General features: G+C 39.3%; 20 protein-coding genes. 13 read left to right on the top strand and 7 right to left on the bottom strand.

What is annotated here, in order from left to right; genetic code table 11:
* The first annotated feature begins 183 nt into the window (after positions 1-183).
* The 4 genes from J4N25_RS13140 (at position 184) to J4N25_RS13125 (ending at position 6,208) form a co-directional block, all read left to right on the top strand.
* On the top strand, positions 184-3,918 hold the full coding sequence (locus J4N25_RS13140; protein WP_207420103.1) for a hybrid sensor histidine kinase/response regulator transcription factor: 3,735 nt from the start codon (positions 184-186) through the stop codon (positions 3,916-3,918).
* Positions 3,919-4,063: 145 nt separating this feature from the next.
* Complete coding sequence (locus J4N25_RS13135; RefSeq protein ID WP_207420102.1) at positions 4,064-4,327, top strand: GntR family transcriptional regulator; 264 nt, start codon at positions 4,064-4,066, stop codon at positions 4,325-4,327.
* A gap of 149 nt (positions 4,328-4,476) precedes the next feature.
* The gene (locus J4N25_RS13130; protein WP_207420101.1) at positions 4,477-5,571 is read left to right on the top strand and encodes a GAF domain-containing protein; all 1,095 of its coding nucleotides are present in this window, start codon (positions 4,477-4,479) and stop codon (positions 5,569-5,571) included.
* A gap of 118 nt (positions 5,572-5,689) precedes the next feature.
* Positions 5,690-6,208 (top strand): hypothetical protein, encoded by a 519-nt coding sequence (locus tag J4N25_RS13125; RefSeq protein ID WP_207420100.1) that lies wholly within the window; start codon positions 5,690-5,692, stop codon positions 6,206-6,208.
* A 111-nt stretch (positions 6,209-6,319) separates the two neighbouring features.
* Here the strand turns inward: J4N25_RS13125 and J4N25_RS13120 are convergent, their stop codons facing one another.
* A complete protein-coding gene (locus J4N25_RS13120) occupies positions 6,320-7,024 on the bottom strand; it encodes an SIMPL domain-containing protein (RefSeq protein ID WP_207420099.1) in 705 nt (234 codons plus the stop codon).
* Between the two features lie 181 nt (positions 7,025-7,205).
* On the opposite strand from J4N25_RS13120, the gene J4N25_RS13115 reads away from it, so the two are divergent.
* Positions 7,206-8,360, top strand: a complete 1,155-nt coding sequence (locus tag J4N25_RS13115; protein WP_207420098.1) for a TlpA disulfide reductase family protein — start codon at positions 7,206-7,208, stop codon at positions 8,358-8,360.
* Positions 8,361-8,651: 291 nt separating this feature from the next.
* Here J4N25_RS13115 and J4N25_RS13110 read toward each other — a convergent pair whose 3' ends face one another.
* Positions 8,652-9,344 (bottom strand): tyrosine-protein phosphatase, encoded by a 693-nt coding sequence (locus tag J4N25_RS13110; protein ID WP_207420097.1) that lies wholly within the window; start codon positions 9,342-9,344, stop codon positions 8,652-8,654.
* Between the two features lie 95 nt (positions 9,345-9,439).
* Positions 9,440-10,795 (bottom strand): glycoside hydrolase family 88/105 protein, encoded by a 1,356-nt coding sequence (locus tag J4N25_RS13105; protein ID WP_207420096.1) that lies wholly within the window; start codon positions 10,793-10,795, stop codon positions 9,440-9,442.
* Positions 10,796-10,935: 140 nt separating this feature from the next.
* Between J4N25_RS13105 and xseA the strand changes: the two genes are divergently transcribed.
* Both xseA and xseB read left to right on the top strand, forming a co-directional pair.
* A complete protein-coding gene (gene xseA / locus J4N25_RS13100; protein ID WP_207420095.1) occupies positions 10,936-12,426 on the top strand; it encodes an exodeoxyribonuclease VII large subunit in 1,491 nt (496 codons plus the stop codon).
* Entirely contained in the window at positions 12,404-12,595 is a 192-nt protein-coding gene (xseB, locus tag J4N25_RS13095; protein WP_207420094.1) for an exodeoxyribonuclease VII small subunit, read from the top strand. The genes xseA and xseB overlap by 23 nt, the downstream gene beginning before the upstream one ends.
* 338 nt (positions 12,596-12,933) lie before the next feature.
* Here xseB and J4N25_RS13090 read toward each other — a convergent pair whose 3' ends face one another.
* On the bottom strand, positions 12,934-13,431 hold the full coding sequence (locus J4N25_RS13090) for a hypothetical protein (protein ID WP_207420093.1): 498 nt from the start codon (positions 13,429-13,431) through the stop codon (positions 12,934-12,936).
* Positions 13,432-13,596: 165 nt separating this feature from the next.
* On the opposite strand from J4N25_RS13090, the gene J4N25_RS13085 reads away from it, so the two are divergent.
* The 4 genes from J4N25_RS13085 to J4N25_RS13070 all read left to right on the top strand — a co-directional run bounded on the left by J4N25_RS13085 (position 13,597) and on the right by J4N25_RS13070 (position 16,725).
* The gene (locus tag J4N25_RS13085; RefSeq protein ID WP_207420092.1) at positions 13,597-14,505 is read left to right on the top strand and encodes a helix-turn-helix domain-containing protein; all 909 of its coding nucleotides are present in this window, start codon (positions 13,597-13,599) and stop codon (positions 14,503-14,505) included.
* Between the two features lie 266 nt (positions 14,506-14,771).
* Positions 14,772-15,611, top strand: coding sequence for an SDR family oxidoreductase (locus tag J4N25_RS13080; protein WP_207420091.1), 840 nt, complete (start codon positions 14,772-14,774; stop codon positions 15,609-15,611).
* Between the two features lie 30 nt (positions 15,612-15,641).
* Positions 15,642-16,493 carry an SDR family oxidoreductase gene (locus J4N25_RS13075; protein WP_207420090.1) on the top strand — a complete coding sequence of 284 codons (852 nt, stop codon included), beginning with the start codon at positions 15,642-15,644 and terminating at the stop codon, positions 16,491-16,493.
* The gene (locus tag J4N25_RS13070) at positions 16,483-16,725 is read left to right on the top strand and encodes an Atu4866 domain-containing protein (RefSeq protein ID WP_207420089.1); all 243 of its coding nucleotides are present in this window, start codon (positions 16,483-16,485) and stop codon (positions 16,723-16,725) included. The genes J4N25_RS13075 and J4N25_RS13070 overlap by 11 nt, the downstream gene beginning before the upstream one ends.
* A gap of 107 nt (positions 16,726-16,832) precedes the next feature.
* Here J4N25_RS13070 and J4N25_RS13065 read toward each other — a convergent pair whose 3' ends face one another.
* Positions 16,833-17,411: a hypothetical protein gene (locus J4N25_RS13065; protein ID WP_207420088.1), complete on the bottom strand. Its 579-nt coding sequence runs from the start codon at positions 17,409-17,411 to the stop codon at positions 16,833-16,835.
* A 221-nt stretch (positions 17,412-17,632) separates the two neighbouring features.
* On the opposite strand from J4N25_RS13065, the gene J4N25_RS13060 reads away from it, so the two are divergent.
* Positions 17,633-18,082, top strand: a complete 450-nt coding sequence (locus J4N25_RS13060; protein WP_207420087.1) for an SRPBCC family protein — start codon at positions 17,633-17,635, stop codon at positions 18,080-18,082.
* Between the two features lie 64 nt (positions 18,083-18,146).
* Here the strand turns inward: J4N25_RS13060 and J4N25_RS13055 are convergent, their stop codons facing one another.
* Together J4N25_RS13055 and J4N25_RS13050 are read right to left on the bottom strand one after the other, a co-directional pair.
* A complete protein-coding gene (locus tag J4N25_RS13055) occupies positions 18,147-19,202 on the bottom strand; it encodes a DUF695 domain-containing protein (protein WP_207420086.1) in 1,056 nt (351 codons plus the stop codon).
* A 159-nt stretch (positions 19,203-19,361) separates the two neighbouring features.
* Positions 19,362-20,627 (bottom strand): Hsp70 family protein, encoded by a 1,266-nt coding sequence (locus J4N25_RS13050; RefSeq protein WP_207420085.1) that lies wholly within the window; start codon positions 20,625-20,627, stop codon positions 19,362-19,364.
* Between the two features lie 368 nt (positions 20,628-20,995).
* Here J4N25_RS13050 and J4N25_RS13045 point away from each other — a divergent pair, with 368 nt between their 5' ends.
* Complete coding sequence (locus J4N25_RS13045; RefSeq protein ID WP_207420084.1) at positions 20,996-21,454, top strand: hypothetical protein; 459 nt, start codon at positions 20,996-20,998, stop codon at positions 21,452-21,454.
* Positions 21,455-21,523 lie beyond the last annotated feature (69 nt).

The raw sequence follows: 21,523 nt of genomic DNA, 5'->3' as shown, positions 1-21,523 counted from the left end.
TTATAACCCAACGAGCTGTCTTTATAACGGGCAGCTCGTTGGGTTATAAACATGTTTAAAGAATAATTGGAAAACAGTATTAGTACAGAGTATATTTAGTGTCTGAAATGTATTAAAGGAGAAAATACTATCACAATTGAGAATGAAATAATAAAATTCATTCTTCAAGGCCATTATATTACAATGAAGGGGTTTAAGAGGCACTATTTTCCGTTTCTGTTCATTGCGCTTATATTGAGTAATGTTGGGCTTTTCGCACAACTTCCTAATTTAAAATTTCAAAATATTAGTACGCAAGAAGGCCTGCCGCAAAACACAGTTTTTGGAATTGCGGAGGATAAATATGGCTTCGTCTGGTTTGGAACGCTTGATGGACTTTGTCGCTACGATGGCTATCAGTTTAAAATCTATCGTTTTAATCCTGCCGATATAAATAGTGTCAATAGCAACCAGATAGATAACGTAATTAAAGACACAAAAGGCAATATTTGGGTGGCTACGCAAGCAGGTTACGAGCTTTGCCGGTATAATTACGAGAAAGATAACTTCGACAGGATAAGTACCAAAAGACTGCCCGAGGCCTTTGTAAATAGCTTTTCCCGCAGAATTTATGGAAGAATGGTCAAATACAACCTGGGGCATTATATTCTAAGACTAGAGAAATACACAAATCTTGTTCAGATCGATACAAAGACTAATCAGAAAAAATACTATTTTACTAATGCTACGGATCCCTGGGCACTTCGAGACCTGAACATATCTTACCTTTATAAAGGAGGGAACAACATTCTTTGGCTTGGCACTTTCAATAAGGGTATAAGCAAAGCAAATATCAAGGCTAAACCTTTCGAGTATTACTATCACGATCCGCAAGATCCCAATTCCATTGCAGATAATGTTGTAACTGCAATAGGCAAAGATTCAAAGGGAAACCTTTGGGTAGGAACCTACGACAAAGGCATCACTATCATTGGTGCAAAAGGAACAAGGCAACTAAGCTTGGGTAAGCCTGACAAAATTGGACTAAGCTTTAACCAAGTAAGATCTATTTTATGTGATAGTAGAGGTGATGTGTGGATTGGAAGCAGAAAAGGTTTGTTAAAGTACGATGGAAGGTCGGGCAAAACTCGTGGGTTTGAAAGTATTAACAGATATACACATACGGTATTCGGTCTTATTGAAGACAAGGACCGTAACATCTGGATAGCAACGCGACGTGAGGGGATTTTCAAATTTATTGTTTCAAGGGATACTCTAATCAAATATCATCATAAAAAGACCTTGAATACAAGAGACGCGAAGTGCATCTTACAAGACAATAGTGGTTTAATATGGGTAGGAACAGAAACTGGTGGAATTAGTGTTTTAAAGCCTGTTGGAGATACGGTAAAACTGGTAAACCGTTTTTTGGCATCTCTTAGCAAAAATAATGATCTTATAGATAATCATATTTACTCCTTGTACGAGGACAAGGACGGTGAAATATGGATAGGAACCGGGGGTGGTTTACAACGCTATTCACCCTCTTCGAAAAAATTCACACGATATTTTGAAGGCTCGGAATTAGAGGGAATTCTGATAGCGGCAATTACCGAAGATAGTAGTGGACGCCTTTGGATTAGCCACAAGAAAGGGATTACAAGGCTGGAGAAGAAAACCGGGGTATTTCGGACCTATTCGATACAGGATGGTTTACAGAGCAATGATTTTTCTGAGCAAGCTGTCTTCAGAAACAGCTCTGAGGGAATTCTTTATTTTGGATCTAACAACGGTGTAAATTACTTCAATCCCGATAAAGTCAGCACTGATCGCACCTTGCCAAGAACAGTTCTTACAGAACTGCAAATATTGGGACATCCGATTGAAATAAACCAGGAAGTGAACGGGCGGGTGATTCTTAGAAAACCTTTATACCTTACTGCAGAATTGCAACTTGGCTATAAAGACAAAAGCTTTTCTATTGAATTCGCAGGCCTGCATTATGCCAATCCTAACGGTAACAAATACGCTTATAAGCTAGATGGTTTTGACAAGGATTGGACCTATACTGATGCCAAAAGGCGTGTCGCTACTTATTCAAATCTCGATCCGGGGTCGTATACCTTTCAGGTAAAGTCATCCAATAGTGACGGTATTTGGAATGAAAAGCCTGTTCAACTCTCAATCATTATACAACCACCTTTTTGGGCAAGCAACATCGCCTACCTCTTCTATATTCTTCTTGCCGGTGGACTGATTTATATCTATCATCTCTATTCTTCTCGCTTCAATGCCTTACAAAATCAGGTGTTGATGAAAAGCAAAGAGCAGGAACTGGAGAAGCAAAAATTGCAGTTCTTTACAAACGTCTCGCATGAAGTAAAAACGCCCTTAACACTTATTCTTGCCCCACTGGAAAAACTACCTACCCTGGTCCATGACCCAGCTGCCTTTTCTGAACAATTGCGGATATTGAGAAGCAATGCAGAGAGATTACTAAGAATGGTAAATCAACTTCTAGACTTCAGACGGTTGGAAACAGGGAATACGACTCTTGACCTGCAACAGCATAATCTGGAGGTCTTAATAAAGCAATTGATAATATCCTTTGAACCACTTTTGAAGGAAAACAATAAGACAATTAGGCTTAACTCACCTCAGAACCCTATTGTATTGATTTATGATGAGGATAAGATCGAAAAAATATTTTCCAATCTTCTTTCGAACGCAATTAAGTTCGGAGCATCAAATACCATAATTGAAGTAGATCTCCAATCAGAAATCAGGGATGCTACAGAATTCGTTATTATAGCTGTGTCAAATATAGGAAGAGAAATTCCAGAGAGTGATAAGGAAGTGATTTTTGAGCCATTTAAACAAGGTAAATCAAGTATTACAGGGGGTACGGGACTTGGTCTTGCCTATTCCCGGGGACTAGTTGAACAACATCGTGGATCAATCACAGTAAGCTCAAGATCAATAGATTCAACCAAAGAATATAAAGAGCTATTTAAGACGACATTTACTGTGGCTATTCCTATGAATCTTGCTGCAACCGCTAATGACGAACAGCTAAGGGAAGAAAATGTACAGGTAACTCAACAAACATATCCCAGCGACCTTACTACTTCCCTATTTGATCCTGGTAACTCAAATCCTGCTTTAATTAATGGTGCCCGGCCGTTACTCCTGATCGTTGATGATAGTCCCGACTTGCGACATTACCTTAGTCAGCATTTCGAGCCCTTTTACGATATACAGGAAGCATCGAATGGTAAACAAGGGCTCGAACTTGCAGAAAAAAATATTCCTGACCTTGTGATTTCAGACGTGATGATGCCTGAAATGGATGGAAAAGAGTTTTGCGCACGAATTAAAACAAATCCCAAAACAGCCCATGTTCCGGTAATCTTACTTACTGCCAAAACACCTATTGAAAGTGAGATTGAAGGTTATGAAACAGGAGCCGATGATTACATAACCAAGCCTTTTAACCTGGCACATCTAACGGCCCGCGTAAAGAACCTGTTGCTGTCGAGGCTACACTTAAAAGAGAAGTACAGGAAACAGATCTCCTTAGAACCAACAAATGATGCTCCTGTTTCCTCTGACGACAAGCTCCTCCAAAACTTTCTCAAGCTAGTTGAAGAACGTATTGCTGACCCCGAATTAAATGTTGAAACTATTTGTAACAGCATTGGAATAAGTCGCTCCCAGTTGTATAGAAAGATTAAAACCCTTAGTGGTTTGAATGTGGCTGATCTGATAAAAGAGATTAGACTGAAAAGAGCAAAGCAATTACTAAGTGATCGTAAATTTAATGTAAACGAGGTAGCCTTTTTAGTCGGCTTCGCCAATGCAGATCATTTCAGAAGGTGCTTTAAAATGGAATTTGGATTATCCCCTTCCGAATACCAAAAAGACCAGATACGCCAGTAAATATGCGTGTAAAAGCCTCCGGAACGCTTTTTTTTCCTAAAATGAAACGTTAAGGATGGAAATTCAGGACGTATAGTACGGGTTAAATTTCCCTATCCTTCATACCTTCGGACATAATCAATTATTAAATTATTCATCAAAGCTTATGTCAGGCCTGTCGCTAAAACTGGATTCGGTTTCATCAAAGCCGCTTTATCAACAATTGGCTGTTCAACTAAAAAAAGGTATTAAACAAGGGAAATTTGAGCCGCATTTGCCCCTTCCATCAATTGTAGAACTGAGTCGTAGCTTAAGCATTTCTAAAGCTACCCCTATGAGGGCTTATACTCATCTGGCAAAGGAGGGACTTGTTAAATGGGAAAAGGGTAAAGGCTTCTTTATTCATCTGTCTATGGTACCATCGAGATAAATTGTTGTAGCGTTTTCAACAATATTTTTAATTCGCAAAAACTTCAGCCACAAATACTGAGAGTAAAATACCTATATCAAAACCAATCTTAAACTTTTTTATTTAAGAGATAGTATAAGGTATTCGATAGAAAATCAAATATCAGAGGTATGATCCAGGCTGAAAAAGAGCAAAATAGAATAGAACAGGTAAAACGGTTTGTTGATAGGGAATTCGAAGTAGAGCGTGAGCTTAACACGATTGTTCAACTTGCAGCAGAAGTTTGTAAGACCCCTACAGCTCTTATCACCTTCATTGATACGGATATTCAATATATCCGGTTTAAACAAGGTTTCGATTCGGATACAACCTCAAGACAAGATTCATTTTGTACTCATGTGGTTGACAATGGAGCATTCATGGTTGTTAAAGATGCACAAATGGATGAGCGGTTTGCCTTGAATCCTTTGGTAACAGGTAATCCTCACATCCGTTTTTATGCAGGAAGCCCTTTAACCACCTCGGAGGGATACCATCTTGGAAGCCTTTGTGTAATTGACCAGGCACCGGGAGAATTAAGCGACCTTCAGAAACGGACTTTAGAGATGCTTTCTAAGCAGGTAGTTTACCTGCTTGAATTGGACGAGAGTTTGAAGCTGATCCGGGAACAATTGGATGATGCAAAGAAGAAGGAAAACGAACTTCGCTCCTTTTTCGAAAGCTCTATTGATAATCACTTACTCTTATCAAGGGACTTTGAGATTCTGGCATTTAATAAAACTTGGGCAAGATTTGTAAAGGAGCTTAATGGAGAAATACCAGAAAAGGGAAGATCGATTACCTATTATTTTCCTGTGGAAAGTTTCAGTAAATTCTATATGGATTGTAGAAAGGCCTTGGGAGGAACGGCGGTATTTGATGAAGTCAATTTAGAGGTTGGCGGCAGTTATTTTTGGTACTTGCTTAAAATCGAACCGGCATTTACTACAGAAGGGGAAATATTCGGATTATCAGTTAATTTTTCAGATATAACCTCAAAAGTAAAGCACGAACACCTTTCTCGCCAAAAAAGTGAATCGCTAAATACTATTGCTTTTATTCAAGCTCATGAGCTCCGACGTCCGGTATCCTCAATCCTTGGAATAGTGTCGCTAATGAAAGAATCTAACGCTCTTCGAAAAACTGATGAATTAGGATTACTTGAGGCCGCAACTAAAGAGTTAGATACAAAGATCCACGAAATTTTAAGCCGCACGGATATATAGTTACGTTAAAGAAATTGTGCTGATCGCGCGATTCCTATAACTACTGAGACGTCCACTACTTAATAAAAGTATTTTAAATGCATACGGAGATTAAACTTAATTACCTTTATTCTCTCCAATGAAAAGTAGGCAAAATCAAATCATGAGGAACTTCATTTACTTACTAGTTTTTGTAACAGCTTTACAAGCATGTTCATCTAAACAAGAGTTAGCATCAACATCTTACAAAAAATCAGAAACGCGCCTCGGTCAACGCAAACTTGGCGACATTGCGGAGGACGAGAAAAATGTAAGATTGAGAAAGTTAGCCATAGAAAGGCTGACCAATCAACGGGAGTTAGGTAAGGTAGCACAGCATGAGCAAAACAAGCAACTAAGGAAACTTGCTATCGAGCGACTTTCAAACCAGAGGGAATTAGGCAAAGTTGCTGAACATGAAAAAGACCGGCAATTAAGACAACTTGCTATCTCTAAACTTACAGACCAGCGTGAATTAGGAAATGTAGCCGAAAACGAGAAAAATACCCAATTAAGGAAAATGGCGATCAAAAAGCTCACTGATAAAAGAGAGCTTGCCAAAGTTGCCCAGAACGAGGAAAATAACCAGTTAAGGAAGATCGCTCTGAAGAAGTTGTAAGTCTCGATACTGGCTTTTTTGTTAACTTCATCCGAATTGCTCTTACAGAACTTTTTATCTCACCTTCGGTACCAGGCCAACCCAGGGTCCAACTGATGTTTATTGGTATACCTATTCTATTTCGTACTCAGAGATAACAGTTCGTTTAAACTCCATCACTTCTGGTGAGATTTTAAAACCGTTCCCTCCATATCCTTTAGCAAAGGTTTGAATCTCTTCATTAGAGCCGTAGTAGTTATCTCCGTTCGTATCCGATCCTCCTGCATTGCTCAAGAAGACAAGCTTACCTAAACTTACGTTTGCCCGGTCACTTAACTTCTTGGCCGACTGGAAAGCATCATCATACGCCAGGAGATCGGCCTCCCGGAACAAGCTGTCAGATTTCGAATGGTCAAACTGGATTCTCGAAATACTACTGATCTTTGTTTCCAAAAGTTTTCCGGTTAATACTGTGAACTTTTTTATGTCGTGAAGTACGAAGTCAATAGATTGTTCTGCCTGATAACCCGTAAATACATTGGCTCTTCCATTATACTCATAATGTTTATTAGCCGATATACTACTGGTTTTTATATCATTCTCATTGGTGCCAAATTTTTCAAGAATATTAAGAACCGAATCAACAGTATTCTGGGTCATCTTCACCGCGTCGGCCATTCTCAGTTGAGTAAATGCGACTTGAATTGTTAATATTACAAGGTCTGGTTTTGCTCGGATCTTTCCCTCTCCGGTAACCCGAATTGTTTCAGCCTTTCGATTTGGAGTTCCGGTACAAGCAGCGAGAAGCAAGCAAAAAAGTGACAAAGTATTTTTCATAAATGTTTATTGTGGATAATTTCAAAAGTCAATTTAGCAATTATAATTTAAGCTAGTAATGGATTCTTGAAAGTAATCGTTTAAATCTGAAGGTCTCTATTAAAGTCATTTTTTGTAACGAGAAATTCTTTTCCTTTTTCCACACATTTATTTTCTTACCTTTAAATAAAACTTTCCTGCTATGAAACCCATAATTACCCTAACCTTTATGTTGTTGTCAATGTTAGCAAAAGCTCAGAAACAGTATTGGATTGAAGGATTCGTGCAAGGGCTTGAAGATGGCACTCCTATAACACTAAACGAGGATGATGGAAACCTTCTAAAACCTATTGCTTCTGATACAGTAAGGGCTGGTGTTTTTAAATTTAGAGGAACGGTAGATCAAGTGACAAAGCTGATTCTTTTAGGACGAGGCCCTGGCTTCCCTTCACAATGGTTAGAACTATGGGCTGGCCCCGGTATTACCATAAAAATCAGCGGAAATAATAAACTACTTAGAACCTGGACGGTAGAGAGCCCTTTGAAGGAACAGAAAGAAGCAAGTCTTTTCACTAAAGCTTCCATGTTACAATTGGATCAACTACAGGAGCTTTCTATTAAAAGAAATATTCTTTACAACAAGGGAATACCTTCGGACGAGAATGAAAAACAGAAATTCAAACGCAGCGCAGATTCTATTATTCGTATGGAGGATTCTCTATCCAATCTTGTTTGTCTAAAAGATATTAAAATTTTGCAAACTCTTCCAGTTACAACTATTTGGATAGATAAATTACATGGTGTTGCAATGACTGCAAGGTACCAAAACAATGCTCTAAGAAGACCTGCTATTGAATTATATAAACGACTAAGCCCTAATCAAAAACAAACCGACAAGGGTTATGAGATAGAAGCATATTTGTTTCCTCCTAAGGTGGTTAAAAATGGGGAGCCCATGGCCGACACTATATTTTCAAATTTAGCTGGACAAAAGAGATCTTTAAGTGATTATAAAGGAAAATATTTGGTACTTGACTTTTGGAGCATGGGTTGTGGCCCGTGTATCGCAGCTATGCCAGAACTAAAGGAGGTGTCTGAAAAATACAAGGACAAACTAACTGTAGTAAGCTTATCTGTAGACGTTAAAAAGGCCAACTGGCAAAAGGCTTCTGAACAGCATAAAGTATCCTGGGAAAATTTGAATGACGGTAAAGGAATGGCAGGCATAGCCGCCAGATATGGTGTGAATGGAATCCCTCATTATGTGATGATTTCGCCAGAAGGAACAGTACTGGGATCATGGGTAGGTTACGGAGAGGGACAACTTGAAGAAAAAATAAAGACATATATAAAGTAAGGAGATAAACAAGAACGACAATGAAACAACTAATTGGAATTTTAAGAATAATCGGGATGATCACATATGTTGGTTTATCTATTACACATTCTTCATATTCCCAGATTGTACTGTGGTTAACACTAGCATGCTATACCGTGGTAATCCTCTTGCAGTTGTATCGCTTTTATATCAAAAACTACCTAAAAAGCGAGGAGCAGCGCTAAACAAAAATGTGGTACTATCAGCTTCGCTTGCCGGTAGTACCACACAAATTATTAGGAAAAAGTATTATTAGTTCCTGGTAGTAAATTATTCAAATTCAGCAGCAAATACTGCTTCACTAGCATTTTTGCCTAGAACCTTCTCTTTGATTTTCGGGATATCTGCCTCGTTGATAAAATCTATGATATTGCCATAAACAGAATGGAAACCGAAATCTCCTTTTGTCATTTCATCTATCGCTGCTTCTTTAGGCCAATTTTGAAAAACCATGCGATACATTGCCACAAGCATTCCAGTGCGATCGGCACCATGCCAGCAGTGAATCAACAGAGGTCCTTTTCTGTCTCTGATAACCTTCAAAGCTTTAACTACTTTGTGTTCAACAATATCTCCAGCCTTCATAGATATATGATGAGTTTTCAAGCCAGTATGTTTTGTTTTCCTATCATCGTTCCAAAAGCGACGAACGCTTAATACTTCAGTAAGCCCCATCTCTTCTAAAGCACTAAAATCATTTCTCCCAGGTTGTTCAGATCGAAAGATTCCTTCATCTATTTTGTAAACGTTCTTAAGGCGGCCGATGGTTTGACGTTCTGCTTTCGTGATTAAGGTTTTAGCACCCTCCATTTCAGTACTTTTCTTGGCAGAAACAGTAACATCTCCGGCTAATTTCACCTCCGCAGTTTCCTGCTTAGTTGTAACTAATTTGTCTAACGTTTTTTCCTGAGCAAGTGCTGTGCATCCAAAGAAAGTGAAGATCATCATTAACGCATTTCTCATAAGACCCGAATTTTGTGAACAAGTTAAGAGTATAAACCCCTAATTTCTGGATTTATTGTAGGGAAATGTATGCTGAATGTCAGGACTAAAGCATTCTACCTACGCTCGTATTCCAAGCTAGCTAAAATAAACGGACCGATAGCTTTTCCTTCATTCTGGGTAACAGTAACATCCTTTCCGCATAAATAGTAATTGATAGTTCCTGTTCTCGATTTGTCTTTGGCCGGGCCTAATCCTGCTGATGCGCAAGATTGAATGATGTCTAATTCGCCATTAACTCCTTCACGGATAAAATTGGTCAATAAGCCATTATAGGCCTTTTCTGCCACAGGCATAAATTCCGTTCTATCCAAAGCACCTAAGCGGATACCTTTCAGGTAAGCATACGTGAACATAGACGAAGCTGAAGACTCAAGATAGTTACTATTGTCACACTTGTTAACAACCTCGCCATTGATAAGATCACCTTTGTCATCGGCTCTTTTATGTTCATCATACTGCAGTAACTGATACCAGTTGCCGCTGCGTTTATCCTGATGACGGGCCAACCCTTTAGCAACCTGATTTGTTATTTGAACAAGGGCCTGATAATCTGGATGGTCTTTAGGCATAAGCTCCAGAACATCTACCAATGCAGCGAAGAACCACCCCATTCCTCTACCCCAAAATTCCGGAGAACATCCCTTGTATTCTCCTTCCTTTCTTGCCCAGAAAGAATTTTCGTCCCGAGGGTCTGCGCTCCATGCATGATAGTTCAACTGTTTTGATTTATCATAAGTCCGCTCGTTGAGGATTTTGAACTGCATTGCTATGTCAGACCAGGATTTGTAATTCTCCTCGCGACTTTCTTGTGTCCCAAAAGTCCCCTGCCATCCGGCGTACATAGCTGGACCCATATAAAGACCGTCTAACCACATTTGATTAGGATATTGCGCTTTATGAAAGAAACCTCCGGTACCAGGTTTGCCAGAACCAATGCGGCTATGCTGATATTTCAATTTATTCCTTAGAAAAGTAACACAGTTTTTATAACGCTCAGCATCAGCCTTATTTCCTTTTTTCATTTCCCTTTCATAAAGAGTGAAAAAAATCTTTCCTGCTGCCAGGTCGTCGATATTGCTTGCTCCTACCGCAATTGTGTCTTTCCCTTGAAGACAATGATCGGCATAAGCTTTTACCACCTTGTAATACTCCTCCTTTTGAGGATATTGCTCCCAAGCCTTCAAAACACTAAAGGCGACAAGACCTGGAACATAATCCCAATGTGCCTTTGCTAACTGTTGCTCCGAGCGATTAGAAAAGAAACTCTTTAATGCTCTTCTTTCCACCATTTCCTGAGAGTATTTTACCTTATTACTCCTTGGGTTGAGCGACTTGGCGCAAGAGAAAAATAAGCAGGAAAATAGAAGCAGCGAAACCTGCATCATGTATAGATAATATTGTCTTTTCATTGAATTTGGTTACTATTAAGGATTCATTTGGTTGAAGTATCCAGAAGGCGAATATGCAGAATAATATCTTTTCCTAATAGAATTGCCTCAAATTTGATAAGCAGAATCATGTAACATTCCTCTTATCTTTGCATCACAACATGCCCGCATCTTACATTTCACTAAAGCAACTGCTTACCCAGGTTCAGAATACCATCCGTGAGCGTTTCCCTTCCTCATACTGGGTAAAGGGAGAAGTTGCTGGTGTAAGGAAGATTGGGAGTCATATTTACTTCGATCTCATTGAACTAGACAAAGGTGCTAAAGTAGCACAAATCAGAGCCTGCGCTTTTATGGGAGAAGGTACTATGGCAATAGCCGGCTTTGAAAAAGTAACAGGCCAAAAGTTTACAGAGGGAATAAAAGTTGGAGCTAGGGTAACCATTAACTATCATCCAGTTTACGGTTTAAGTCTGGTGCTATGCGAGATCGATGCCGAGCTGACCTTGGGAGGCATAGAGCTGCAAAGGAAGGAAACTCTTAAGAAGCTTCTTGCGGATCATCCTCATGTTATCCAATTTCAAAACGGGAGTTTTATAACACCAAACAAACGACTGGGCTTACCAAGGGCGATACAACGAATCGCCTTAATTACTTCAGCTAGTTCTGACGCTTATTCTGACTTTAGTCACTGTTTGCAAAGCAATGAGTTTGGGTACAAATTTAGGGTCGACTTATATAACGTATTGGTACAGGGCTATGGGGCTCAGTCCTCCCTCTATGATGCCTTCAGTAAAATAAGAATTTCAAAAGTTAATTATGATGTGGTTGTACTAACCCGAGGTGGTGGTGCTCCTGCTGATTTTCTACCTTTTGATGATTATCATCTCAGTCTCGCCCTCGCCACTTTCCCTATCCCGGTTATCACCGGTATTGGTCACCATATGAATCAGGGTATTTGCGATTTCTTTGCAAGAGTCCATACGAAAACACCGAGTATTGCAGCACAATTTATCCTCGATCATAACAATAACTTTGAAAAGCAGGTGAATTTTTTGGCGGGAGGTATTCAGAATAAGGGACAGGATCTCCTAGCCCGGAATAACAGAAGTTTGCATTTATTGCAAGATGGTTTCCTAAGGTCGGTAAAGCAGGAACTAAACCGGCGGGAGCAGGAGCTGGACCGAAGAACAGAGAGGATTGTTGAAGGATCCCGGCAACTGCTTAGCGAATCTGGACAGGATTTGAAACAGCGGCAGTATAACTTAAATAATAAAGCGAGAAATATCCTTCATAAGCACGAGAAAAATGTGCAGGAGAAAGTGCTCCGAATGGGTTACCGGGTGCAGCAGGTTTTAAAGGAAGAAAAGCAAAAAAGCTCTCTACTGCAAACGCAATTAAGCTCTACCCTTCCTCGTTTGCTTATAGATCAAAAAAAAGCATTGGAGCGTTTGGGTGAAGGTATTGCGGCTGCAAGCCCTAATAAAATATTAAAGAGAGGCTTCGCTTTATTGAAGAAAAAGGGGAAGATCCTCTCCGATTCGGAAGAACTAAAACCAGGAGAAACAATCCAGGTAATAAGACATAACACACTAATAAACACAGAAGTTAAAAATATAGAAACATACAATGGAAGAGACTTTGAACTATGAGGCTGCCTACAAAGAATTGGAGCAGATCTATCAGGATATAAACAATGAGCAGGTATCTATTGACGAACTTGCAACGAAAGTAAAGCGGGCTTCAGTGTTGATCAACTTTTGTCAACAGAAACTGAGAAGCACCGAGGAAGAAATTAATGGAATTTTAGGGGGAATGTAAGGGAATCACCGGAGAACTCATCCTTTCTGAGGGATACCGCGATCAAATAACCTTACCACGGCATAAGCCAGCGGAAAAATCAGCGTTAGAAAAATTTCCCGTGGCTGAAAATTAAGTTCAAAAGTAAGAATTGACAGGGCCGAAAGGGTCCAGATAATGCCAGCAGCTAAAAAAAAGTTGTGAAAAAAGACTTTAGATTTCATGTTTTTTAATGTTGAATGGTACCTGCCTCGTATTGTTATTAACTAATTAATCCTGCACTCATTCCTTATACCCAATCAAATATATAAAAGAAAACATTTAAGCTACTTATATTTAATGTTTTATGTAAAGAATTTTCAAGGTAAACAAATATCAGATCTCTTTAACTCCAGTGAATTATCGTAACTCACTCCGGCGGTATCGACTAACAAATCTTTCCCTCCCTCCGACTTGGTATTTCCATAGCCCTCAATAAACCCTGTAGCTGTTTTTTTAAAGATAACCTGTCTTACAGAAGTAATTCCCTCCGATTGAAAAGTATAGTCTGCCAGTAATAATCCATTGGAAAACTGGCCCTGAATTGTTCCCTTCGCCTTATCTTTCTCGTAAAAGTCGTACAACAAACTTCCTTCAACGGTATTTCCATTAACAGCCGTTATAGCTAATTGGAATGTATCCCTCTTTAGTACTCCTATATAGCAACCTTTTAAAGGTTCTTGTTCCGTGGTTTTCTGATTTTCCTTAGTATCTTCTCCATTCTCGACTGTAGTTGGGGTTTTATTGGTGTTATTACCGCAACCAGTGATAATTCCCGCTAATAATAGTAGGAGTCCTATAGTTTGAAGTTTTTTCATAATGCTAATAAAGAACGTTTCTGTCCTAGAATTGTTCCAATCTGGATTGTTTGAATTTCGCAAGTCATTATGTGAATTATACAATTTCATTTAAATTTTTCGTCATAACTTTAACTTGTTGCTGAATGGGTAATTTTATTAAAGTTTACAAGGATGAATGTATCTATGAAAACAGAGACAATTGAGGACTTTTACAGGATCAAGTTCGATCGTCTACCGGGAAATCTAAACCAGGAGACCGGGCATTTCAATGTGTTCAGGCTGGAGGATTGCCACGGCCCTAATGCGCGTCCCGTAAACTACAGTCGCCGCGACTTTTATAAAATCAGCCTTATTAGAGGGAGAAACAGGTATCATTATGCAGATAAGAGCGTTGAAATTTCAGGTTCCACACTTATGTTTTTCAATCCGAACATTCCCTATACCTGGGAGTCTCTTTCTGAAGATAAAACAGGTTTCTTCTGTATTTTCTCAAAATCGTTTTTCACAGAAAAAATAAGAGGAGGACTTGGCGACCTTCCCATGTATGCTCCGGGCGGGAGCCCTGCCTATAAACTTGATGCTGATCAAGACAAACATGTAAGCTCAATATTTTTAAAGATGTTGGAGGAGATTAATTCAGACTATGCTTTTAAAATGGATTTGATAAGGAACTATGTTACCGAAATCACCCATTTCGCTTTAAAGTCACGCCCAACAGAAACCTTATATCATCACCCTGACGCCAAGTCGAGGATAACTGCAGTATTTACAGAACTACTTGAAAGACAGTTCCCTATTGAGCGTCCCGGACAGCGCCTGACTATGCGTTCTGCAAAAGATTACGCCGAGCAGCTGGCGGTTCACGTAAACCACCTGAACAGGGCCATTAAAGAATCAACAGGAAAAACAACTACCCTACTGATAGCAGAACGTTTAACATCTGAAGCAAAGGCTCTACTGAAACACACGAATTGGAATATATCAGAAATCGCATATTCCCTAGGCTTTGAAGACCCGGCTCACTTCAACAACTTCTTCAAAAAACACACTTTATTAACGCCAAGCAGATTCCGTAATAACCAGGCGGCGTAATTTTGACGTAATAGAATAACAATTCCTTCCTTCATTCATTCCCTCCTTCCCTCCTTCACTCATTCTATCACTCCTTCCTTCCTTCCTTCCTTCCTTCCTTCCTTCATTCATTCATTCATTCATTCATTCATTCATTCATTCATTCATTCATTCATTCCTTCCTTCCCTGCTCCCCTACCCTTGTTTGAATTTTGCAACTATCTCATTGAATCTCACAATCTGCCCCTCTAAAAGCGAGCTAACTTTGAATCATCAAAAGATCAGACATGGAAAGCAAAAAAATATGGTTTATAACAGGAGCTTCGAAAGGTTTCGGGCTGAGCCTTGTAAGGCAATTATTAGAAAAGGGACAGTCAGTTGCAGCCACATCAAGGAATTTGGAGCAACTTAAGACAGCTGTAGGGATAAATTCTCCTTCCTTTCTTCCACTACAGGTTGATCTTGCTAATGAAGGGAGTGTTAAAGATGCAATAGAAAAGACTGTTGAGACCTTTCGCAGGATTGATGTTGTCATTAATAATGCTGGATATGGCATTGGAGGTAGTATCGAGGAATTGAGTGATAAAGAAAGCAGGGATAGTTTTGAAATAAATGTCTTCGGCACTCTGAATGTAGTGAGACATGTAATGCCCTTTATGCGAAACCAAAGATCAGGTCACATCTTCAACGTGTCTTCAATTGCTGGATTTGCTGCAACAACTGGTTGGGCTATGTATGCCGCTACTAAATTCTCAGTGGTGGGACTTACGGAAGTATTAGCTGAAGATGTAAAAGAGTTTGGAGTGAAGGTGACAATAGTTGCACCAGGGGCATTCAGAACAAGTTTCCTGACTAAAGAATCTCTTGTTCTTCCCGAATGTCCGCTAAAGGAATATCAGGGTGTACGGGCATCTCATGAAAAATATCTCCAGATGAATGGACAACAAGCTGGAGATCCTGAAAAGGCAGCAGCGGCTATTATACAAACAGCCGAAGAACCCGAGCCTCCACTGTATCTCCTTCTAGGCGAAGATGCCTATACAAGAGCAATGCGAAAACTGGATTTTCTGACACAAGAATTCAAATTAGGTGAAGAGCTCGCTCGGTCAATGGCATATAATGGATAAATAATTAAATAAAAGACAGATAAAAATATCATGGAAACTAAAAAAGTATGGTTCGTAACAGGTGCTTCTAAGGGATTAGGACTAAGCCTGGTTAAACAATTATTAGATGCTGGCCATAAGGTAGCTGCAACATCGAGAAACTTAAGTGATCTACAAAAGGCTGTTAGTGCAGAATCTGAAAGCTTCCTGCCTCTCGCGGTTAACATTAAATCAGAAGAGAGTGTGGAGGAAGCAATTACCAGAACAGTAAGCAAATTTGAAAGATTAGATGTGGTGGTGAATAACGCAGGATATGGACTAGTAGGTAGTTTAGAAGAACTGAGCGACCGCGAGTCCCGGGAAAACTTTGATGTCAATGTGTTCGGTCTCCTTAATGTGATCCGGAAGGCATTACCGCAGTTGCGAGAGCAAAAGCAGGGACATATTATCAATATCGCATCTATTGCCGGATTTAGCGGCCTTTTCCCTGGCTTCGGCATTTACTGCGCTACCAAGTTCGCCGTCCACGGGCTTACAGAATCATTAGCTGCTGAAGTAAAACCATTTGGAATACATACCACTCTGGTTTCTCCTGGCTACTTCAGAACTGATTTCCTTACCAGCGGTTCCCTTGGTACACCCGAAAACCCACTGGAAGCTTACAAGGAAGTGCGACAAACTCAACAAATGCATCAGGAAGATATCAACGGCAATCAACCTGGCGACCCAGAAAAGGCTGTTGAAGTAATTATCAAAGCAAGTGAAAGCAAAAACCCTCCTCTTCATCTCTTCCTTGGCGAAGACTCCTACCAGTTGGCGCAGGATAAAATAAACTTGCTCAATAAGGATTTGGAAGATTGGAAAGAATTAGCAACAAAAACAGGTTTTGAGTATGCCAGCTAATAAAGGCTACACGGGAATGTGGGTAACTGCCGATGGGTACATACGACACCATCTTCTACCAAACGGCAGGTACGATGAAGCCAGAGGAAATAAAAAAAGTGCTTACCAGGGCAGCTATAAAATCTCAGAAGATCATATCGATTATAAAGATGACACAGGCTTCACTGCCGATGGTGATTTTATAGATGGCATTCTTTACCATGCTGGAATGGTATTGTATAGGGAGAAGTAAAGGAGACTAGATCCTCCTGCAATTTTTATTGGCGATTAGAAACAGAAAATGAGCACTTATTTAAGATAAGTGCTCATTTCTTATATTGAGATACCCGTTATAGTAACTCAGGCATAATATTCGGTTCCCCCATTTGTAAATAAAACCCTGTTTAATGCCTCGAGAAGAAATCGTACGTTCTCATCGTCACTTTCTATCTCCAAACCACCTTCATAATAATTTTCGGTAAACTGGTCGTAAATTTCCGACGGAGGCTCCGTACCGTGGGCCAGGATCCATATAGCTTCGAACAAATTAATTAAATCTCCAAATAGTCCTTGTATCCAAACATCCAGATAGTGCGCATGTGGACCCTCCTGCTCTTCAATAGCTTCTGTTTCATAAATTCCTTCTGGCAAAACAAGTTCTTCATCTGTAAGCTGATTAATGTTAGCCAACGAGTTACGTGTTTCTACCAGGATCTCTATCATTTCAATAATTCCTTTTAACGTGGGGTGCTCAATTGCCCGCAGGTACTCCAGATCAATAGGGATAGCATCGCCTTCTTTAATTGATTCCTTAAAATCCCGCCACTCCTCCTCCAGTCCAATATTGAAACCCATTTGAAACAGGTTAGAGATAGTATTATCAAGATCCCAGAAAATAGATATTAATTGTTCCCTGTAATTAAAAGTATCAGAACTCATCCTTAGCGTAGTTTAGGGGGTTTAAGACGAATGTAAATACAAAATGGGTAATTCGCAATAGCCTCCGAAAGTCCAGAACTGAATAAATTATGGATAAAGAAGATGAATTATTTAAAGAGGCGCAAACGGACTCTATTTTGTCGCATACTCACCTCCTGCTTCTCGGTTTATTCCTTCACATTTGTAAAAGATAATCAGATATAAACATTAATAATTTTATCATGAAAAGTAACTCAGTTTCGCTGCACAGAGTAATTAAAGCATCTCCAGAGAAAGTTTACAAGGCCTTCACTGATCCACTTGCGATAGCTTCATGGCTTCCACCATACGGCTTTCTTTGCACCGTTCATCAAATGGAGGTGAAGGAAGGCGGAAAATTTAGAATGTCCTTTGTCAATTTCAGCACAGGCGGCACTCATTCATTTGGCGGTGAATATCTTGAGGTTAGGCCGAATGAGTTTCTAAAGTACAGTGACAAATTTGATGATCCTAACTTACCGGGAGAAATCCTTAATACCATATCCTTTCAAAAAACTATGGTAGGCACAGAATTAAAAGTTTTACAGGAAGGTATTCCCGACGTTATACCCGCAGAAATGTGTTACTTGGGTTGGCAGGAGTCACTGGAAAAACTAATAAAACTGGTAGAGCCAGAAATACCGGATGCCTAAAGAAATATCTTTCGAGACGGCTGTCAACGGTTTATAACCTTTACAGCCGTTTTAATAATGTTAATTATACAACGCGATATTTGTTAAAAGCCTGCCAATATTTGTCTTTGTAGATAGAGTAATCCATTTCCAGCTGTCCCTGGTACTTGCGAATTAGGTATTCTGCAACCTTAGAAGGTTTTCTAAAATCTTTACAGGCAAAATAAACTTCCCTTTCCCCGTTACCGGTTTTTCTGCCGAGGTTAAGGTAGCCATCAAAATCAGGAAGATACTCTTCAGCTTCTAATTCGATATCTTCAAGCAATTGATAGAGCTCCTCTGTCGGCAAACCATCATTTGTCTTTCCGTCGTAATAAATTTCAAGAGTAAAAATCCAGGGATGCGAGGCTTTACGGTCCCAATCAAGCAGCGTTGAATTTATTGTAACCAACAATGGCTTGCCATCGGGAAACTCTGCCTTTAACTGAGTATACTCGTCGTCTTCGGTATTGTAGCGTAAGCCATCGTATTTTTCTACGAACTCATTTTCCCTCCATCGCAAATATTCGTTCAGCTTTTCAATAGGTATCCGTTCAGCTTTTGCCTGGTCAGGACCAACAATAGAATGATTGTCAATCACAGTTACAGAGCGAAGTTCACCAAGATAATTATCTAAAAAGATATAAACAGCAGTAGCAAGTTTATTGGCGTTTTCAGGGGTATAACCTTCACAGACAATAGTTATATCAATTTCATCAGGGAAATCAGGATGAAGGTTAGGGTAAAAGCTTAAATAATCCTGACTAACAGAAATATTATCCAGATTAATGGCCATACCTTTAACATCAACGGGAGGTTTTGAAGATGTAAACTTCCAACCAGGAATCACCGGAGCCTCATTAACTAATTCCTCAACAAAAACAATCCTTTCAATTATCCCATCAGCTGTTAGAACAAGTTCAACGGTCTCTTCATCAAGCATTCCCGTAAGAAAGTAATACCCCTCCCCCAATTCCCCAAGCTTTTGCGACAGGTGTTTAAAAAAACCGTTTTCTATATCCTTTCCTGATTTAACAACTTTGTAGAAAGACTTTTCATGCTGGAGGAACCAGCTCCAGAAATCCTGATAGTTACTGATCACTTATAAATTTTTAGTAAATGTTATTTTAATGGAGCTAATTTGAGTAATAAAAAGTACTTCGTTAACTTTTCTTCAAAGAAATATGGTAACGCGCATTCTCCTTAAACAGGGGGACCAGTAATTGTTTTTATTCGCTCAAAGATTCAGAACTTATTGTAACTAATCTTCAAACAAGTAGCCGCTATAAGCTAGTCCGTTTGCTACACTAATAAAGTTATCCCCTGAATTTATTTTGCTATTTGGGAACTTGGTAACGAAAAGGTCTCTCACAGCCTTTACCATAGAACTTCCACCTGTTAAAAACAAACTATCTATTGAAGCTGCTTCTATCCCATTCTCGTTTAAAAACCTGTCCAGATAATCCGAAATCTTTTGAACGTCTTTGCGGATAACCTCATTGTAGTCGTTAATAGATATCGCCTCATTTATTTCAATTCCCATGTTAGAATATTGGAATTGTGAAACATCTTCTACAGACAGACCGATCTTTGTCTTCTCAATAGATTGGAAGACGGAGTATCCCAAATTATTGTCTATAAGTGTAAGAAGGTTCCTGAACTTTGGATCATTGTTAGAATAATGGTAATATTCCTCCATGCTCCTTTTTATCCTAAGGCTATTGAAGAAATTCATCTTATCCCAGGTGCAGATGTTATCGAATAAAGAAATAGGCACTTTCAGTACCTTACCTGGCGTAGCTTCATATAAAGTGTCCTTACCAAAGTAAGGGGTACCCTTAATCCACATAAAGGATGAATCGAAAGAATCTCCGCCGATATAAATACCTCCGCTGGCTATCATATCATTTCGACGATCTTTTACCCTGGCTTGATCCGGATCTAGTTCCACAAAAGTAAAGTCGGTAGTTCCTCCACCTAAGTCGGCTACCAGTACGCTTTCCTTCTTTTCTATGGTGCGCTCATAAGCAAAAGCAGCACCTATAGGCTCGAATTGAAAACGAACATTACTAAAGCCCGCAATTTCAACCGCCTTGCTCAGTCGCGTTTGTGCCAGGGAATCTTTAGCAGTATTATCATCATCAAAAAAAACAGGGCGACCAATAACAGCCTTCCTGCAATCTTCTCCTGTTATTTGATCAGCCTTAGATTTTAGATCCTTAAGAATCAGAGAAACCAAATCAGAAGCATTATATCTTCTACCATTAATGCGTGTTTCAATAAAACTGGAACGGGAAAGTATTTGCTTGATTGATTTAATAAACCGTCCTTTCATTCCTTCTTCGAGATAGGCAACGATTGCTTCTTCCCCTATAACATAATTATCATCGGCAGATGCTAATTTCTCAGGAAAATAAATAAGCGAAGGAACCCTTATCGTTTCAATGATCTCTTTTTTATCTTCATCATAAATGGATAAAACAGAGTTAGTAGTTCCGAAATCTAAGCCATAAAGAAAATTACTCATAACAATGGGAGAAATGCCGTAGAAGACCGTTCACAAAAATGAAGGCGCAAATGTAGGCCTTTTTAGAACTCTTGCAGGACAAAAAATTAAAATTTGATAAGAGCCTGTATATGGCTTAGGACAAGATAATTTTTGAGATCATCGTACTGGATTATCTTCAAATCCTACCAGGAAGGCCAACATATAAAACTTTTAAAATTATAGGAGAAGATGTAAAAAATTGATAGAGAAATACAGGTTACCATGTAAATTCATTTTCCTGTATAAAGTAGCTCTAAATATGATCCATTTAATAGTATTGATACAAATCTTTGTTATAAAAAGGCATATCTATTGCATTACAGTACCTAACAAAATCTAAGACAATTATGAAACGAGTAACAAAGAGATTAGTTGGTGTTGCGATGGTATTTGCTCTTTTCGCAGGTACTAAAGCCTTCGCACAAAAAGGCGGAGCAAACTATACATGGAATGTAAATAAACCGGTACAATCAGGTTCTGTAATTAGGAGCGCAACCGGTGCTCATACAGCCAAAGGCACTGGAACTCACTTGGGAACAAATCATATACCTTCTACAAATTTCTCGAAGGTGATTTTGAATCGCTCTGCCGCTGGAACCAATTTCGCTAAAGGAACTGGAACACATCTAGGTACTACCTGGATAGCTTCTACAAACAGAGTACCTGGTAATGTTATCAGATCTGCGACTGGAATTCATACAGCTCAGGGGACAGGCACAACATTGGGTACAACTGCAATTCCTGCTGGATCAATTGTTAATCCACGTAGCTTTAATAGCGAGTATTCACTTGCTGCTAATAAATAGCATTTAATATTTACTATCCCGGCCTTTGTGTAAGAACCGGGATAGTTATATCACACAGTATCTGACCTT

This window comes from Desertivirga brevis (assembly GCF_017355835.1).
This window is presented reverse-complemented; position numbering and strand designations above follow the sequence as displayed.

Coding starts and splice junctions, on each gene's coding strand:
- J4N25_RS13140 (WP_207420103.1), top strand. CDS start 184: ATGAAGGGGTTTAAGAGGCACTATTTTCCGTTTCTGTTCATTGCGCTT.
- J4N25_RS13135 (WP_207420102.1), top strand. CDS start 4,064: ATGTCAGGCCTGTCGCTAAAACTGGATTCGGTTTCATCAAAGCCGCTT.
- J4N25_RS13130 (WP_207420101.1), top strand. CDS start 4,477: ATGATCCAGGCTGAAAAAGAGCAAAATAGAATAGAACAGGTAAAACGG.
- J4N25_RS13125 (WP_207420100.1), top strand. CDS start 5,690: ATGAAAAGTAGGCAAAATCAAATCATGAGGAACTTCATTTACTTACTA.
- J4N25_RS13120 (WP_207420099.1), bottom strand. CDS start 7,024: ATGAAAAATACTTTGTCACTTTTTTGCTTGCTTCTCGCTGCTTGTACC.
- J4N25_RS13115 (WP_207420098.1), top strand. CDS start 7,206: ATGAAACCCATAATTACCCTAACCTTTATGTTGTTGTCAATGTTAGCA.
- J4N25_RS13110 (WP_207420097.1), bottom strand. CDS start 9,344: ATGAGAAATGCGTTAATGATGATCTTCACTTTCTTTGGATGCACAGCA.
- J4N25_RS13105 (WP_207420096.1), bottom strand. CDS start 10,795: ATGAAAAGACAATATTATCTATACATGATGCAGGTTTCGCTGCTTCTA.
- xseA (WP_207420095.1), top strand. CDS start 10,936: ATGCCCGCATCTTACATTTCACTAAAGCAACTGCTTACCCAGGTTCAG.
- xseB (WP_207420094.1), top strand. CDS start 12,404: ATGGAAGAGACTTTGAACTATGAGGCTGCCTACAAAGAATTGGAGCAG.
- J4N25_RS13090 (WP_207420093.1), bottom strand. CDS start 13,431: ATGAAAAAACTTCAAACTATAGGACTCCTACTATTATTAGCGGGAATT.
- J4N25_RS13085 (WP_207420092.1), top strand. CDS start 13,597: ATGAAAACAGAGACAATTGAGGACTTTTACAGGATCAAGTTCGATCGT.
- J4N25_RS13080 (WP_207420091.1), top strand. CDS start 14,772: ATGGAAAGCAAAAAAATATGGTTTATAACAGGAGCTTCGAAAGGTTTC.
- J4N25_RS13075 (WP_207420090.1), top strand. CDS start 15,642: ATGGAAACTAAAAAAGTATGGTTCGTAACAGGTGCTTCTAAGGGATTA.
- J4N25_RS13070 (WP_207420089.1), top strand. CDS start 16,483: ATGCCAGCTAATAAAGGCTACACGGGAATGTGGGTAACTGCCGATGGG.
- J4N25_RS13065 (WP_207420088.1), bottom strand. CDS start 17,411: ATGAGTTCTGATACTTTTAATTACAGGGAACAATTAATATCTATTTTC.
- J4N25_RS13060 (WP_207420087.1), top strand. CDS start 17,633: ATGAAAAGTAACTCAGTTTCGCTGCACAGAGTAATTAAAGCATCTCCA.
- J4N25_RS13050 (WP_207420085.1), bottom strand. CDS start 20,627: ATGAGTAATTTTCTTTATGGCTTAGATTTCGGAACTACTAACTCTGTT.
- J4N25_RS13045 (WP_207420084.1), top strand. CDS start 20,996: ATGAAACGAGTAACAAAGAGATTAGTTGGTGTTGCGATGGTATTTGCT.